This window comes from Lutimaribacter marinistellae (assembly GCF_042648365.1).
GTDB lineage: Bacteria > Pseudomonadota > Alphaproteobacteria > Rhodobacterales > Rhodobacteraceae > Lutimaribacter_A > Lutimaribacter_A marinistellae.
Genome location: NZ_JBHRXI010000048.1, coordinates 100,902 through 117,919 on the forward strand (window position 1 = coordinate 100,902; position 17,018 = coordinate 117,919).

Consider the following 17,018-nt stretch of genomic DNA (forward strand, 5'->3'; position numbering starts at 1 on the left):
TCTGACCATGTGCGGACGTTTCGCGATAACCCTGCCACCCGACGCCATGGCGCAACTGTTCGAGGCGCAGCCCGCGAACGACCTGCCGCCTGTGCCGAACTTCAACGTCTGCCCCACGAACCGGATTCACGCGATCCGCGCCGGGGAAGGCGGCAGGCAGCTTCAGTCGATGCGCTGGGGGTTCCTCCCGCATTGGTACAAGTCCGAAACCGACGGTCCCCTGCTGATCAACGCGCGTGCCGAAACCATTGCCGAGAAACCCGCGTTTCGCGATGCCTGTCGCCATCGCCGTTGCCTGCTGGTGGCCACGGGGTTTTATGAATGGACCAAGGACGCCGATGGCAAACGCGTGCCCTGGTACATCCGGCGCAGCGACGGGGCGCCCATTGCCTTTGCCGGGATCTGGCAGGACTGGGGCCCCGAGGATGCCCGCCAGCGGACCTGCGCGATCGTCACCACCCAGGCGAATAAACACATGGGACAGATCCACCACCGGATGCCGCTGATCCTCGAAGCGGATGACTGGGCGCTTTGGCTGGGTGAAGCCGGAAAAGGTGCCGCCACCCTTATGCAGCCGGGAGGGGAGGAGGTTCTCGACTTCCATCGCGTCGATCCCGCAGTGAATTCGAACCGCGCCAGCGGGCCGGACCTGATCGAACCGCTGGAGGCCTGACGGTTGGGCGGCTTTCCCTCGCGCGCCGGGCGCGCTAGATCGCTGCCATGGCTTTGACATTCAAAACACTGCCCGAGCTTTACGCGCATGGGTTCGACACCGTGATCGACGTGCGCAGCCCGGCCGAACACGCCGAGGATCATCTGCCCGGGGCAATCAACCTGCCCGTTCTCGACAACGAAGAGCGCGCCCGCGTCGGTACGATCTACAAACAGCAAAGCCCGTTCCTGGCACGGAAACTGGGGGCTGCGCTGGTGTTTCGCAACGCAGCCGATCACGTCGAACAAAGGTTGAGCCATCATGAAGGTGGCTGGCGGCCACTGGTCTATTGCTGGCGCGGTGGTCAAAGATCGGGTTCGTTCACCTGGCTATTGCAACAAATCGGCTGGCGTGCCGAGGTGATCGAAGGCGGATACCGAACCTATCGTCGGCTGGTGAACCGGTACCTGTACAAGGATTCGCTGCCGCATCGGCTGGTGGCGTTGGATGGTTACACGGGAACCGCCAAGACCGAACTTCTGGCCGAACTGGATCGGCAGGGCGTTCAGGTGCTCGACCTCGAAGGGTTGGCCAATCATCGCGGCTCTCTTCTGGGGGGCATGCCGGGCGGTCAGCCCAGTCAGAAAGCCTTCGAGTCGCGGCTCGCCGCACGACTGGTCGCACTCGACCCCTCAAGCCCCGTGGTGGTCGAGGCTGAATCCTCCAAGATCGGCGAACGTTTGCTGCCGCCGAGCCTGTGGTCAGCGCTTTGTGCTGCGCCGCGCATCGAAGTGACGGCACCGATAGACGCGCGGACGCATTACCTTGTCCGCGCCTATGACGACATCCTGTCCGATCCGCAGCGTCTGCGCGCGCGGTTGGAACCCCTGCGGCATCATCGGGGTCATGCAATCGTCGACGGCTGGCTGGCTTTGATCGCGTCGGATGACAAGCACGCGCTTACGCGCGCGTTGATGGAAGAGCATTATGACCCAGCCTATGACACGTCGCGCAAGGTGCACCGCCACAGTGTTCTGGGGCGCGTGGACGCAAGGGCGCTATCGTCACACGACCTGCAGAAAGCGGCCGAAAGCATCGGGCAACTGGTCGACCGTTTCTAACGCTTCAGGCGCACCCCTGATCCTGTCGTGATCTCGCCGATCCTTGCAGCGGCATAGCCTGCTTCGGTCAAACCCTGCAGCACATCCTCCACACTTTCGGGCGCAATGGCTGCAAGCAGGCCGCCGGCGGTTTGCGGGTCGAACAGCAGGTCCGCCTTGCCACCCTGGGGCAGGTCCGGGGCAAGCATCCGGTTCTCGCCGAAAATGGTGGAGCGTGTGCCTGCTTCGGCAAGCGCCTCGGCCCCCTGCATCAGCGGGATGGCATCGAGGTCCAATGTCGAGCCGCAGCCCGAGGCCTTGCATATCCCGTCCAGATGCCCGGCCAACCCGAACCCCGTCACATCGGTCATCGCATGCGCGTCCTTTAGGATGCGAGCGGCCTTTGCCTGCGCCTGTGTCATCAGGGCGTAGGCCGCCGTAACATCGGCGCCCTGCGCCGCGCCCGCCATCTCGGCAGCCATCAGCACACCGCTGCCCAGTGGCTTGGTCAGGATCAGCGTATCACCCGCCTGCGCGCCGGACAGTGTAATCGGGTCACGTTGAAGCAACCCGGTCACGGTAAATCCGATCGTCATCTCGTCGCCCATCGAGCTGTGGCCACCAACGATCTCGGCGCCCGCGCCGCGCAGCGTCTCGTCGGCCGCGGCCATGATCTCCGCCATGGTTCTCTCCTGCAGTTCGGGCGTCATGCGCGGCAGAATGATCGACACGGTCGCGGCCTGAGGATCGGCCCCCATTGCCCAGATATCGCCGAGGGCGTGCACCGCCGCGATCCGGGTCATGACGAAAGGGTCTTCGCAGACGCTGCGCAAGTGGTCCGTGCTGATCACTTGCCGGGCACCACCTGTGCGCAGCAGCGCCGCATCGTCTCCCGGAAGTGCGGAGATATCGTCGCGCGCAGGTGGTGGACGCGATGCAAGGGCCGCTTGCAAGGCGTTCCGGCCCACCTTGGCACCGCAACCGCCGCACATCGGCTTTTCGCCCAGCGCTTCGGCCATGCCAGCCGCATGGTGGCGGGGCAGGGGCGGTGGTTCCATCCGGGGAAGGTCCCGGAACTGGTCCATGAACTTGCGGTCGATCCGGTCCTTCCATTGCCACATGTGCGGGCCCGAGAGGGTCAGCCCGAACCTTTCGGCCAGCGCGGATTTTCGGCCCAGCGAAATCAGCTTGAGGTAATCCTTCTGCGGCCGATAGCTGCGCAATGAACTGCCACCCAACGCGGCACGAAGGTTCTCGAACAGGATTGGCGCCTCGCGCACGGCGTAGACACCCGCCTTCGGTCGGGGTTCGTGAGACAGATAGGCGCAATCCCCCGCGGCGAACACGTGTGTATCGCTCGATTGCAGTGTTGGCCCGACCGTGATGAAGCCCTGCTCAAGCTCGAGCGCGCTGTTCGTGATCCATGGGTATGGGCGCGCACCTGCTGCGCCGGTGATGAAATCTGCCTCGATAAGGCCCTGATCGGTTTCGACGCCCTTGGTGGAAACCGACGTGACCTTGCGGTTTTCAAGAAGGACAACTCCCAATCTGTCGAGTGCCGCACGCATACGCTTTTCAGCGCTCTGGCCCAGTCCGGGCAGGGCGGTTCCCGCATCGACAATCGTGACTATGGCCTCTCTTCCGCGTTCACGAAGGGCGTGGGCCATCGCCATAGAGAGCTCGACTCCTGCCACCCCACCACCGATGATCGCGACCTTGGCGGGGCCGCTGCCGGACAGGTAGTTTTCCCACGCGGATGCAAACGGCCCCAACGGTTTCGCGGGAACGGCGTGTTCTGCAAAACCGGGCAGGCGAGGCATGTCGCTGGTGATGCCCACGTTGATCGAGACCACGTCGAAACCGATGGGGGGACGCCCGGAAACGCAGATCTGGCGCTGCGCAAGGTCGATCCCATCGGCTTCGGCCAGCACAACGCGCGCGCCCGCAAAACGGGCGAGGCGGACAAGGTCGATATCAAGCGCCTCGCGCGCATAATGTCCTGCCACGAAGCCTGGCAGCATCCCGGAATAGGGGGCCGTTGGACCCGGCGTTACCACTGTCACCCGAACGCCGGGCAAGGGGTTCATGCCCCATTTTCGCAGCACAAGCGCATGCGTATGGCCGCCACCTACCAACACGAGGTCGCGGGTCAGGGGAAGCGGGGCGTGGCGCATAGCGGCGTTCAGCGCGTCTTGTGCCCGGGCACATCCTCGTCCTGCTCGACGGCATGCGTGGCCCAGACCTCGTCACTTCCGCATCCGGGAAGGTTCCCGGGCTTTTCATGTCGGTGAATGTGCCACTTGGCGATGAACAGCGCAGTGATCGGGGCGGTGAGGAAGAGAAAGAGCGTGATCAGCAACTCGTGCAGCGAAAGCCGCCCCTCGGAAAACACCGAATGCAGGATCGACGCGATCAGAACGCCGCCCACGCCAAGCGTCGTTGCCTTGGTCGGAGCATGCAGGCGCGACATCGGGTCCTTGAGCTTGATCATCCCATATGAGCCGACGAAACCGAAGATCCCCGACACGATCAGGAACAAGGCGATCAGAAATTCCAAAGCTGTGTCCATTACGGCCTCACTCGATGATGTTGCCGCGCAGCATGAAGCGCGCATAGGCCACGGTCGACACGAAGCCGAGCATCGCGATGATCATCGCGGCCTCAAAGAACATCTCGGTACCTGCCGAGATGCCATAGAGGATCATCAGGGCGATCGTGTTGATGACCATCGTGTCCAGCGCCAGAACCCGTGTGCCGACGCCGTCGGCCGTGATGATGCGCCACAGGCACATCAGGACCGCCGCGCCGAAGCAGAAGAACGTGAAATAGAGTGCGTAGAGGATCATTCGAAAATCTCCTTCAGGCGGCGCTCGTAGCGGGATTTGATACTGTCGCGAACGGCACCGGGATCGGGCGCATCGAGGCAGTGAACCAGCAGGTTGTGTCCCTGCGCCGAGAGATCGCAGCTGACCGTGCCGGGCGTCATGGTGATCGTGCCCGCCAGAACCGTGATCGCCTCGGGCGAGCGCAGGTCCAGAGGGATGGCGACCCAGTTAGGCTCGCGCGCGTCGTCCCGTTTGAAAAGAATGATGTAGGCGACGGTGACATTTGCCACCACGATATCCCACAACACGACCAGCATGTATTCCACGATCATGGGCCAGTTTCGCAGGCGTGGCCGGTCAGGCCACCAAGGCTGTGCAACGAAGGGGATGACGATCCCCAGGAAAAGCCCGAAGACCAAAGAGTTCAAGGAGGCCTGGTTCGCCATAAGCATCCATACGCCCGTCAACAGGATCGTAAGTTGGGGGTGCGGGAAAATCCGTCGAAGCAGTTTCATTCGCCCTCTCCCTTGAGCACGGCGTCGATATAGGTCTGCGGCGCAAAGAGCTGGGATGCGATGCCGCCGGTATATGTCGTGGCCGGACCGGCGAACAGTGTCAGCGCCCCGAGACCCGCAACCAGTGCGAACACCGAAGCAAAGGCCAGCCCCGGTTGCGGTTCGGGCGGCGCGGGAAGCGGCATGACATCTTCACCATCGTCAACCGGCGTAGGCGCGACCGAGGCATCGTGGCTTTTCCAGAAGATCTGCGAGCCCGCCCGCGCCATGCCGATGATCGTGATCAGCGAACTGACAAGGATCACCGCCCAGACGATCTGGTAATTGGGCGATTCGCGGGCCGCATCCATCACCAGCAGCTTGCCGATGAACCCCGAAAGCGGTGGCATGCCCGCCAGGGCGATCGCGCCGACGAAGAACAGCGATGCGATCAGCCCCGACTGCTGCATCGGATGTGTGGGTGCGACCGCTCCACCCCGGCGGTTGTTCACCATGTCCGCCACGAGAAAGAGCAGCGCGGCCGCCAGCGTCGAATGCATGATATAGTAAAGACCCGCCGCCGTGGCCTCTGGCGTGAAAAGCGCGATGGCGATCAGCAGCGTCCCCATCGACGTGATGACCCCGAACGCCATCAGCCGCCCGATCTGTTGTGCGCCCAGAACGCCGATGGCACCCACTGCCAGCGTTACCAACGCGGCCGGCAGCATCCACGCAGCGATCAGGCCGGACGTTGCCTCGACCTCCGGGCCAAAGACCAGCGTATAGACCCGCAGGATCGAGTAGGCGCCCACCTTGGTCATGATGGCGAACAATGCCGCAACCACGAAGGGGGCGTTGGCGTAACTGGCGGGCAGCCAGAAATGCAGCGGCAGGACCGCCGCCTTGATCGAGAAAACCAGCAGCAGCAACACCGCGCCCACACGCAGCAGGGCCGTATCCTCGGCGGGCATCTCGGCGACGCGCACAGCCAGATCCGCCATGTTCAGCGTCCCGGTGACCGCGTAGAGCGTTCCAAGTGCAAACAGGAACAGCGTTGAACCCAGCAGGTTGTAAGTCACGTACTGGACACCTGCCTTGAGCCGGACAGCCCCTCCACCATGGGTCATCAGACCATAAGAGGCGATCAGCAGAACCTCGAAAAACACGAACAGGTTAAATGCGTCACCAGTCAGGAAAGCCCCGCACACACCCATCAGCTGGAACTGGAAGAGGGCATGGAAATGCTCGCCTCTCTGATCCCAGCCCGAGCCTATTGCGTATAGCACGATAGGCAGCGCCAGCAGTGCCGTAAGCCCCACCATGAGCGCGGACAGCCGGTCGAGAACCAGAACGATGCCGAACGGCGCGGGCCAGTTGCCCAGCTCATAGGTCTGGATTTCGCCGGTCGATGCCTGCACGACCAGCGTGGCGGCAATGCCGAACAGGCCCAGACAGCCAGCAACCGAGAAGATGCGCTGCAGGTCGAGGTGGTGACGCAGCACCATGATAATGAAGGGCGCAACGATCGCGGGCAACACGACCGGCGCGATGATCCAGTGATTCATCGCTCTTCCCCCGCTTCCTCGGACACCGGCAGGTCGATCCGGTCATTGCGGGCAGAGAGATAGGCGCTCAATGCAATCATCACGATCACTGCCGTCATCCCGAAAGAGATCACGATTGCCGTCAGCACCAGCGCCTGCGGCAGCGGATCGGTATAGGCCACGTCCTCGTACTTGTTGAGCACGGCCGGTGCGTTCAAAGCCAGCCGCCCCGTGGCAAAGAGAAAGGCATTGACCGCGTAGGTCACAAGCGACAGGCCCAGGATCACCGGGAAGGTCCGGCGGCGAAGGATGAGGAAGATACCCGCAGCGGTCATGACGCCCACCGCGGAGGCAAGTAGAAACTCCATGTCAGGCTTGTCCCTCACTGTCTTTGCTGGCCGCCTCGGGCGGGTCGTCGCGCATCGGGTTGATGTCCATCGCGTGCTCGCTGACCATTCCCGGCTGCCACGCAAAGCGCGACAGGCTCTCCAGCGCGAGCATCACCGCACCCAGAACGGCAAGGAATACGCCAAGGTCGAACAGCATTGCCGTCGCCAGCTCGAATTCTTCGAATGGATTTATGTTCACGTAGGTGAAGTCGCTGGTCAGGAATGGCACGTTGTTGAACCACGCGCCCAATCCCGTCGCCGCCGCGATAAGAACGCCCCAGCCGATCATCCCGTGATAGGGCAAGCGCTGACGTTCGGTCGCCCAGGCAAAGCCGCTGGCCATGTACTGCATCAACACGGCAATAGCCACGACCAGACCCGCGATGAACCCGCCACCCGGCTGGTTGTGACCGCGAAGGAAGATGTAGACGCCGACCATCAAGGCGATCGGCATCATCACGCGGGTGACAACCACCATCATCAACGGGTGCGCGTCACCTGATTGCGGCCAATGCGGTTTGCGATTGAGCAGGTAGGCACGGACGTTCGTTGCCAGAACGCTTTCCGTCAGCGCAAAGATGATCAACGCGGCGATGCCCAGAACGATGATTTCGCCAAATGTGTCGAACCCGCGGAAATCCACGAGGATCACGTTGACGACATTCGTGCCGCCACCGCCACTGTAGGAGTTGGCGAGATGGTAGTCCGAAATCGACGGAAAGGCGAAATCGCGCGTCATCAACGCGTAGATCAGCCCGCCGCTGCCGATGCCGGCGACGATCGAGATCAGCGCGTCGCGGATCTTGCGCCGCCGCGAACTGTCGACCGGGGTTTCGGTTGGCAGAAAGTTCAGCGACAGCAGAAGCAGGATCATCGTCACCACCTCGACCGATATCTGCGTCAGTGCCAGATCCGGTGCGGACAGATAGTTGAAAGCCATCGAAACCATCAGGCCCACGACACCGATCAGAACCAGTGCCAGCAGCCGGTTGCGATGGAACCACATGATGGCCAGCGTCGCGGCGACCAGACAGATCCAGCCGATGATCGGAACCAGCGGTGCCTCGAGCGGCAAGCGTGTCGGCATGCTTGTCGTACCAGTCGCATAGGCATACCAGGCAAGACCGACGGTGAAGACGACAAAGATCGCTGCATAACGGCTGAGGACACCGTTATGGACCCCGTCGGTCACCCATCGGCTGAACCGTGTGAAGCCGCCGATCAGGGCGTCGAAGATCTCCTTGGCTTCGGGCCTGCGCATCGCGTTCCAACCGCGCTCGAGGTGGCGGTGCAACGCCAGAAGGATGATCCCACCAAGAACCGCAACGATCGACATGTAAAGCGCAGGCGTGAACCCGTGCCACAGTTTCAGCGAGTAATAGGGCAGTTCCGCCCCGCCAATCACCGCCGATGCAGCCACCGCAACGAGGGGACCGGCCACGGCTTTGGAAAACAGGCCGATCAAAACGACAAGCAGCACAAGGAAGGCGGGTGCCAGCCACAGGCCCGGACCCGGATCATGCGGCGGGTGGGGATAATCGTCGCGCTGGTCGCCCATAAAGACATGCGCGACGAAGCGGAACGAATAGGCCGCCGAGAACAGCGCCGCCACCGTTACCAAGACAGGTACGATCAGATCGGAGTTGAACCAAGACGTTTGAACCGCTGCATCCAGCATCATTTCCTTCGAGATGAAACCGTTGAACGGTGGAATTCCCGCCATGGAAAGCGCCGCTACCGTTGCGATGGTGAAGGTCAGCGGCATGAGGTGCCGCAAACCGCCCAGCCGCTTGATATCGCGGGTGCCCGCCTCGTGGTCGACGATGCCCGCGCTCATGAACAGGGCGGCCTTGAACGTGGCGTGGTTGATGATGTGGAACACCGCGACGACCGCCGCGAATTTCGTGCCAAAGCCCAGAAGCATCGTGATCAGGCCCAGATGCGAAACTGTCGAAAAGGCAAGTAGCGCCTTGAGGTCGTCCTTGAACAGCGCGATCACCGCGCCCAGCAGCATTGTCACAAGACCAGTGGTCGCAACGATGTAGAACCATTCCTGCGTCCCCGCCAGAACCGGCCACATCCGCGCCATCAGGAACAGCCCGGCCTTCACCATCGTTGCCGAATGCAGGTATGCGGAGACGGGCGTGGGGGCCGCCATCGCGTGCGGAAGCCAGAAATGGAAGGGGAATTGCGCCGATTTGGTGAAGCATCCCAATAGGATCAGGATCAGCGCGGGCAGGTAATAAGGCGAGGCCTGGATCACCTCTTTCTGCGTCAGGATCACGCTCAGATCGTAGGAGCCCGCGATGTTTCCGAGGATCAGCATCCCGGCAATCATCGCCAGCCCGCCCGACCCGGTCACAGCCAATGCCATTCGCGCGCCTTGGCGACCTTCGGGCAAATGCTTCCAATAGCCGATCAGCAGGAAGGAAGACAGCGAGGTCAGTTCCCAGAAAATGAGCAAAAGTAATATGTTATCGCTTAGAACGATGCCGACCATCGCGCCTTGGAACAGCAGCAGGTAGGTGTAGAACTGGCCGACAGGATCCTCGCGCGACAGGTAGAACCGGGCGTAGAGAATGATCAGCAATCCGATCCCCAGGATCAGGCCCGCAAAAAGCAGGCCCAGCCCGTCGAGGAAGAAATTAGCATTCAGCCCAAGGGCAGGAATCCAGTCGAACCGGGCTGTAACCACTTCGCCCCGCATGACTGCTGGAGCGTTGATCAGAAGGCCGACAAGAGCGAGGAGAGTCGTCAGCCCCGCTGCCGAGGCGGCCGCGTCGCGGCCTGCCCGAACCAGCAAGGCAGGGAATACGGCCCCGAGGAAAGGCAGGGCCGCAATCAGAAACAAGGACACCGGCGAACTCCGTCCGTTGGTGGGATTAATCCAAAACGCATTGGCAATAAGTATTTTAGGACCCGTTCCTCCATTGCAAGGGTCGACCGGCCGGAATCGAACGCCCCGGCCGCGAAACCGTCAAAACGGCGCCCTGGTAAGGCATCAAGCGGCTCGTGTTTGACAAAAAACCGGCTGGGAACGGGCCAAGTAACGTCTGGCGAATGGCGTTCATGGTGCGTCACGACACTTCGAATGGCAAAGGTTTACCCTGCGGCGTCGTCGCTCTAACGTCGCCGCCAAAGCGTTATGCGGAAGGAGTGTCGCGGATGAACGAAATGAACGGCGCCGAAAGCCTGGTGGAAACCTTGATCGCAAGCGAGGTGGAGGTCTGTTTCACCAATCCCGGCACGTCCGAGATGCATTTCGTCGCCGCGCTCGACCGCATCGCCGGAATGCGCCCGGTGCTCGCCCTGTTCGAAGGCGTGGCGACAGGCGCGGCCGACGGGTATTATCGCATGGCACGACGACCGGCCTCGACATTGCTGCACCTGGGGCCGGGCCTCGCGAACGGCATCTCCAACCTGCACAATGCCAAGAAGGCGGGCTCTGGCGTGGTGAACATTGTCGGCGAACACGCCGCGACGCACCGCGCGCTGGATGCTCCGCTTGCCGCAGATATCGAGGGGCTCGCGCGCCCGGTTTCCCATTGGGTCAGGACATCGGAACATGCAGCCGATCTGGGCCGCGACGGGGCCGAGGCGGTGGCCGCCGCGCAAGCCGCGCCCGGACAGGTTGCGACCCTCATCCTGCCGTCCGATACGGCGTGGACGTCCGGCGGGCGAGTTGCCGAACCTGTCGCCTTTCCGGCGCGGACGCAGATCTCAGACGACCTGCTGGAACAGGCTGCGCGCGCGCTTGACGGGCCGGAGAGCCTCTTGTTGCTGGGAGGGGAGGCGCTGACGGCGGAGAACCTTGAAAAAGCCAGCCGTATTGCTGCGCGGACGGGATGTGCGCTTTTGTCCGAATGGTCCAACGCGCGGGTTGAGCGTGGGGCGGGGCGCGTGCCGGTCGCGCGGGTTCCTTATCCGATCGATCAGGCGCTCGAAACGCTCGCACCATTCCGGAACGTGGTTCTGGTCGGGTCGAAACCGCCGATCGGCTTTTTCGCCTATCCCGGCAAACCCGCCATCCTGACGCGCGAAGGGGCCGAGATAATCACTCTCGCCGATGCCTGCGCGGACCTCGATGGAGCACTTTCCGCGCTGGTCGATGCGCTCGGGGCGAGCGGTGAGCAACCATCGTTGGCGCCCCCGCTTGCGGCCGAAACGGTGTCGGGCCCCGCGACGCCGGAGACGCTTGCCGCGGTACTTGGGCAATCCATCCCCGAAGGCGCGATCGTCGTTGACGAATCCATCACCACGGGGCGCGGTTTTCATCCCGCCACGCTGGGCGCCAAACCGCATACTTGGCTGAACAATTGCGGCGGTTCGATCGGCTACAGCCTGCCGGTGGCCATCGGTGCGGCCATCGCCTGCCCCGACCGAAAGGTGATGACGCTCACCGGCGACGGCTCGGCCATGTACATGCCGCAGGCGCTATGGACCATGGCGCGAGAAGAGCTGGACATCACCGTGGTTATCTGGGCCAACCGAAGCTATCGCATCCTCCGGGGCGAGTTGAAGGGCGTGGGTGTCGAGAATGCCGGACCGAGGGCGGTGGACATGCTGAGCCTCGACCGGCCCGAGATCGACTGGGTCGCGCAGGCTCGCGCGCTGGGCGTTGCCGGAGAGCGTGTGGACCGTGCGGAGGACTTTGCCGAGGCGCTTGCGTCGGCCTTCGCGAACAAGGGGCCGCGCCTGATCGAGGTTCTGCTCTGATCGAGGAATGCTCCCGCCCGAAAGCGCCGCATCACAGATGCGACGCTTTCCGTTGGGCCAGGCAGCGCTGACGCGCTGCGGTTGCACTGACCTGCATTCTTGGCACCCTGACGCCGCAAATGCGACGTGACCATGTCGGTCGGCGGCATGACCCATCTTCCCTGGGATGATGGGGTTATGGGAGTGGAGAGATGCAGGGAAGGACGGGCGGCATGAAGGTCGGGTTCATAGGTCTGGGTAACGTGGGCGGCAAACTGGCAGGCTCGCTCCTGCGCAACGGGGTGGATTTGACGGTCCACGATCTTGACGCGGCACTGGTGGAACGGTTCGTCGCCCGTGGAGCGCGTGCTGGCCAAGGGCCAGCGCAGATCATGCGCGATTGCGATGTGGTGATCACGTGCCTGCCATCGCCTGCCGCGTCTGACGCGGTCGTCATCCAGATGCTGCCGGAGGTCCGATCTGGCAAGACCTGGCTCGAGATGTCCACGACCGACGAGGCCGAAGTGCAGCGACTGGGTGCGCTTGTCATCGAAAAGGGTGGTGCGGCCGTCGATTGCCCGGTTTCCGGCGGGTGCCACCGGGCGGATACCGGCAACATCTCGATCTTCGCGGGCTGCGACCGGGAGAGTTTCAAGCATGTGGCGCCGCTACTGAAAACCATGGGGCGTCGTATCCTGCACACCGGCGATCTGGGCTCGGCATCCATCCTGAAGGTCATCACCAATTACCTTGCCACCGCGAACCTTCTGACCTGCTGCGAGGCGCTTGTCACGGCCAAGGCGGCGGGCATGGATCTGGGAACGGCCTACGAGGCGATCCGCATTTCGTCAGGCACTTCATTCGTACATGAAACCGAAAGCCAGGTGATATTGAACGGTTCGCGGGACATCTCGTTCACGATGGACCTGGTCAAGAAGGATATCGGCCTGTTCCAGCAGGTTGCCGACCGGGCAGGTGTCCCGCTCGAGATCAACCCCATGATGATCCGCATCTTTGACGACGGGATCGCGCGCTTCGGCCCGCGTGAACTTTCACCCAACATCATCAAGCGACTGGAAGACGCCACCGGGCTGGATATCCGAGCTCCTGGCTTTCCGCCCGAAATGACCGATGACGAGCCCGAGGAGCCGGGCTATGAAGTCGTCCCGCAGAGCCGCAGAGCGGCCGAGTAGGGTTCACTCCGTGGGACCGGTAAAGGCAAGAGCGCGCTCAAGCTGCCGGTCGAGCTTGGTCTGTTCCCTTCGCGTTGTTGCGTGTTCCGCTTCGGCGCGCGATTGCGCCGACCGGCGCAGCAGCGTTTCCGTCACGCGGGACGGGAAGGCCCGAACCAGCCGCAGCAGGCGCGGCGCGAACCGGCTGAACAGTTCGTCCTCGAAACTCACGATCGCCTCGGTCGATCCATTGGCCCCCTGGCGGCCCGTCCGACCATAAAGCTGGCGATCGATCCGGGGGCTCTCGTGGAATTCCGTCAGGATCACGTGCAGCCCCCCAAGTGCATCGACGCCTTCGCCAAGACGGATATCGGTGCCCCTGCCGGCGATGTTCGTGGCAACCGTTATCGCGCCCATCTGTCCTGCGCGGGCGATGATCTCGGCCTCTTCGCGGTCTTGCGTGGCGTTCAGCACTTCATGCGGCAGTCCTCGCGCGGCGATGGCGGCCGCACAGGCTTCGGAGGCCTCCACGGACCGTGTGCCGACCAGAACCGGCCGGCCGGCCTCGTGCAGCCGTGCGACCTGATCGGCGACCATGTCCCATTTGGCGGCGGCGCTCTCGCAGAACCTCGTCCGAAAGTGCCTTACGCGGCTGGCCCGGTGCCGCGGAACGCGGGTCGTGAACAGGCCGAACGTGTCACGAAATTCTTCTGCCAGTTCCAGCCCGGTGCCTGTCATGCCGGAAAGGCGAAGGTAACGGCGAAAGAAGCGTTGATAGGTTATCCGGGCGAGCGTCTCCTTGCGGCCCGTGATCTCTTGGCGTTCCTTGGCCTCGATCATCTGGTGCAGGCCGCCCTGCCAACTGCGATCCGGCATCACCCGGCCGGTGAACTCGTCGACGATCTGAACGGCGCCTTCGAGGATGACGTAGTCGCGGCCCAACTCGAAAAGGTGAATCGCGGACAGGGCTTGTTGCGCCAGTTCCTCGCGCGCGCGCCGTATCCGCCAGATGCCGGTCAGTTCGGCGCAGATCTCGCTCAGCGCCTGTCGACCGGCTTCTTCCAGTGTCACCTGCCGGTTCATCGCATCCACCTTGTAGTGGACGCGGTCATGAAGTTTGCGCGCAACGGCCAGTGCGGTGGCATAGACCTGCCCCGCCTCGGGATCATCCGCTGTCGAAGACAGGATCAGCGGCGTCCTTGCTTCGTCGACCAGAACGGAGTCTGCCTCGTCCACGATGGCGAAGGCCAGCCCACGCAACATGAGCGGTGCCGCCTGCCGGGCCGAGACGAGTTCCAGCGCCTTACGCCTTGGACGTCCCCGGCGCCTTGCCAACGCGATCCGGTCGCGGAGGTAGTCAAAGGTCAGATTGTTGTTCGAGACATAGGTGATGTCGCAGGCATATGCCTTCTGGCGCGCTTGCGGATCCATATCGCTGTCGATGACACCGACAGTCAGGCCAAGGAATTGGTAGACCGGGGCGGTTTCTTCGGCGTCGCGCGAGGCGAGGTAGTCGTTGACCGTCACCACGTGTACAGGCTTGCCAGACAGCGCTGCCACAACTGCGGCAGGGGTGGCGGTCAGGGTCTTGCCTTCTCCCGTTGCCATTTCGATCATCCGGCCCTCGTAAAGACCGATGGCCCCCATGATCTGTTCCTTGTAGTGACGCTTTCCCAGCACGCGTGCGCTCACTTCTCGGGTGATGGCAAAGGCGCGATCCACCGCATCGGTCTCGACTCCGCGCAAAAGGGCTGGGCGCAGCTTAAGGGCCATTTCGCGCAAACCGTCGTCAGGTTCGTCGACAATCTCCGCACCATGTGAGAGCACGCGATCCGCCCGGCGGGCCAGTCGATTGCGTGTGAATGGCAGGCGCGAGGTCAGCCGCCCCAAGCGGCGCTCCAGCCAGAGATCCACCGAATTGCCCGCAGGGTCCGCCAGTTCGGGATAGGGGCCAGTACCCAAAGGCACGCGGCCAAATCCGAATGCGCCCGAAAGGTCAGGCATTGAACTGCCTCAGGAACAATTGCCGGACCCGTCGCCAGATCTGAAACGCCGCGGGTTCTGCACCATGATCCAGACGCAGGTAAACGCGGGTACCGAAGGGCAGCGGATCGGTCTCTTCGGGCAAGGTCAGGTCGATGACAAAGGCCTGTTCCACCAGCGTTGCTCCCTCGGGATCGGTGGGATCGGTCAGGAACGGGCCACCCGCGGCGCTGGTCAGGACTGCTGCCGGGGTCCGAGCCGTGGCCTGCGGCATTTCCCGGACCAGCTCGGCCGCGATCCGACGGTCGAGATGGCCCGCGGCCTTGACCTCTATGCCTTGCAGCCTGTTGCGCGCCAGCGTGATGTCATCCTGTGACACCAGGGCCCTGATCTGGCGAGGCCCGTCCGGCAGAACGTAAGCGATCAGGTCACCCTCGGACACGTAGCGGTCCACCAGCTCGCGCCCGGGCAGGGCCGGTTGGAACACACCTGCTATGGGTGCGTACACCGCCAGTTCCGCGATCCGCTCACGTTCGCGGGCCAGTTCGGCTTCGGCTTCCTGCAATTCCAGGCGGGCAACCTCGGTCCGGCGGCGTTCGTTGACCTCGGTTGCGGCTAGCCTGCGCCGCATCTCTTCGACCCGCCACTCCAGCACGGAGATCCGGGCGCGCACGGTGGGCTCTTCCAACGTGGCGACCAGGTCTTGCGGCAACACGCGGGCGCCCTCGGCGGCTGCCAGATCGGTCACGAACCCCTGCGTTCCTGCGCGCAGATGCGCCTCGTCCGGCAACCAGACCACGCCCTGAGTGTCCGTGCGCAAGGGCAGCGGGATCAGCAGAGCCAGCCCGAGGATTACCGCCATGGTGCCAAAGGTCCACCCCATCGCGCGCCTGCGCACCTTGCGCAGGGCAGGGGCCGTCACGACATGCCGAACGTGTTTGAACAAGGGTTTGACGATCGTGTTGAACAGCGACCAGATTGCCAGCAACACACCGATGACAAAGAACTTCTGCGCAACGAAAAGGGCGATCCCCAGCATCACGACCATCCGGTAGACGAAGGCCGATGGCGCGTAGAGCACGAACCAGACCTTTTCGCCGAAGGTCGCGACCTCTTCCTTCAACTGCTTGGCACCGAAAATGTAACGCTGGATAAGATGCCCCCAGTAACGGTTCGCCCGTGTTCCCAGGTTGGGGATTTCGATCAGGTCGGACAGGACATAATAGCCATCGAACTTCAATAGCGGGTTGCCATTGACAAGCACGGTCGAGATGCCGCCGACCAGGACGACGTTGTAGGCAACGGCCCGGACCATGCCGGGCTCGGCCGACACCCAGACCATGATCGCAATGGCTGCGGCGAACGTCTCGACGAAGATGCCGCCAGCCGAGACCGCAGCGCGGCTCCACTTGTTGCGAAACGCCGCGGCCGCGGATGCATCGACATAGGGAACGGGAAAGAAGACGAGAAACATGATCCCCATCTCGCGAACCTCTCCGCCGCGTGCACGGATGAGATAGCCATGGGCAAGCTCGTGCAGCGCCTTGAGCACCGGATAGGTGATCGCCGCGATCATCAGGTTCGAGCTTGCGAGCATCTGGTCCACGAGGTTGCGGGTCAGTTCCTCCCAATGCATTGCCGCGGTCAAGATGCCCGCTGCAACGACTACCAGCCAAAGTATGAACCCGAACCACCCCGTAAGCGGTCTTACCCAGGGCAATGTCCTTTTCAGGAATGCGTCCGGATCGAACAGCGGCAGGCGAAAACTCATGGGGTTGAGCAGGTTCTGTTTTACCACCTGGCGCGTGTTTCGATTGTATCGCTCCAGCAGGTCCGCCACGTCGGGTGAGCCTGCATACCGGATCAGGTCGTTCTGGTGCAGCCGCGACAGCAGCCGGATCACCTCGTCCTGTCCCGGCGCGTCCGCATCATGCGCTTCGGCCAGCGAACGCCAGACCTCGTCCACCGTGCGCCCGCCATCCATTTGCCCGATCAGCATGTAGGCACCCGGCGTGAACCGGTGCACCCGCCCCGACGCGTGATCGTGCAGCACGTACCATGCCCGCCCGCGATAGCGATGCCGGTGAACGGTCACATGGTTGCGCAGCTTCGGTTGCAGGTCTGCGACGCGGTACCAGATGGTGGAGAGATAGCTTTCGGCCAT

The 17,018-nt window shown here is 63.0% G+C and carries 13 protein-coding genes; 4 read left to right on the forward strand and 9 right to left on the reverse strand.

The genetic code is table 11. The features are described 5' to 3' along the window. Positions 1-7: 7 nt before the first annotated feature. Both ACFORG_RS21250 and mnmH read left to right on the forward strand, forming a co-directional pair. A complete protein-coding gene (locus ACFORG_RS21250) occupies positions 8-673 on the forward strand; it encodes an SOS response-associated peptidase (RefSeq protein WP_386737584.1) in 666 nt (221 codons plus the stop codon). A 47-nt stretch (positions 674-720) separates the two neighbouring features. After that, positions 721-1,773, forward strand: a complete 1,053-nt coding sequence (gene mnmH / locus ACFORG_RS21255; protein ID WP_386737585.1) for a tRNA 2-selenouridine(34) synthase MnmH — start codon at positions 721-723, stop codon at positions 1,771-1,773. On the opposite strand, the gene selD is transcribed toward mnmH, so the two are convergent. The 7 genes from selD to ACFORG_RS21290 are packed head-to-tail and all read right to left on the reverse strand — an operon-like array spanning position 1,770 to position 9,861. Continuing rightward, the gene (gene selD, locus ACFORG_RS21260; protein ID WP_386737586.1) at positions 1,770-3,926 is read right to left on the reverse strand and encodes a selenide, water dikinase SelD; all 2,157 of its coding nucleotides are present in this window, start codon (positions 3,924-3,926) and stop codon (positions 1,770-1,772) included. The two genes, mnmH and selD, sit on opposite strands and share 4 nt — an antisense overlap. Before the next feature lie 8 nt (positions 3,927-3,934). Beyond that, on the reverse strand, positions 3,935-4,321 hold the full coding sequence (locus tag ACFORG_RS21265; protein WP_386737587.1) for a Na+/H+ antiporter subunit G: 387 nt from the start codon (positions 4,319-4,321) through the stop codon (positions 3,935-3,937). 7 nt (positions 4,322-4,328) lie between these two features. Further along, positions 4,329-4,598, reverse strand: coding sequence for a K+/H+ antiporter subunit F (locus ACFORG_RS21270; protein ID WP_386737588.1), 270 nt, complete (start codon positions 4,596-4,598; stop codon positions 4,329-4,331). Beyond that, a complete protein-coding gene (locus ACFORG_RS21275; RefSeq protein ID WP_386737589.1) occupies positions 4,595-5,092 on the reverse strand; it encodes a Na+/H+ antiporter subunit E in 498 nt (165 codons plus the stop codon). The genes ACFORG_RS21270 and ACFORG_RS21275 overlap by 4 nt, the downstream gene beginning before the upstream one ends. After that, positions 5,089-6,636, reverse strand: a complete 1,548-nt coding sequence (locus ACFORG_RS21280) for a monovalent cation/H+ antiporter subunit D (protein WP_386737590.1) — start codon at positions 6,634-6,636, stop codon at positions 5,089-5,091. Before ACFORG_RS21280 ends, ACFORG_RS21275 begins: the two co-directional genes overlap by 4 nt. After that, a complete protein-coding gene (locus ACFORG_RS21285; RefSeq protein ID WP_386737591.1) occupies positions 6,633-6,983 on the reverse strand; it encodes a Na+/H+ antiporter subunit C in 351 nt (116 codons plus the stop codon). Before ACFORG_RS21285 ends, ACFORG_RS21280 begins: the two co-directional genes overlap by 4 nt. 1 nt (position 6,984) lies before the next feature. Then, positions 6,985-9,861, reverse strand: coding sequence for a monovalent cation/H+ antiporter subunit A (locus ACFORG_RS21290; protein WP_386737592.1), 2,877 nt, complete (start codon positions 9,859-9,861; stop codon positions 6,985-6,987). A gap of 308 nt (positions 9,862-10,169) precedes the next feature. Between ACFORG_RS21290 and ACFORG_RS21295 the strand changes: the two genes are divergently transcribed. Next, positions 10,170-11,720: an acetolactate synthase large subunit gene (locus ACFORG_RS21295; RefSeq protein ID WP_386737593.1), complete on the forward strand. Its 1,551-nt coding sequence runs from the start codon at positions 10,170-10,172 to the stop codon at positions 11,718-11,720. A gap of 212 nt (positions 11,721-11,932) precedes the next feature. Continuing rightward, positions 11,933-12,892, forward strand: coding sequence for an NAD(P)-dependent oxidoreductase (locus tag ACFORG_RS21300; protein ID WP_386737606.1), 960 nt, complete (start codon positions 11,933-11,935; stop codon positions 12,890-12,892). Between the two features lie 3 nt (positions 12,893-12,895). Here the strand turns inward: ACFORG_RS21300 and ACFORG_RS21305 are convergent, their stop codons facing one another. Then, positions 12,896-14,875 (reverse strand): preprotein translocase subunit SecA, encoded by a 1,980-nt coding sequence (locus ACFORG_RS21305; RefSeq protein WP_386737594.1) that lies wholly within the window; start codon positions 14,873-14,875, stop codon positions 12,896-12,898. Beyond that, complete coding sequence (locus ACFORG_RS21310; protein WP_386737595.1) at positions 14,868-17,018, reverse strand: PqqD family peptide modification chaperone; 2,151 nt, start codon at positions 17,016-17,018, stop codon at positions 14,868-14,870. The genes ACFORG_RS21305 and ACFORG_RS21310 overlap by 8 nt, the downstream gene beginning before the upstream one ends.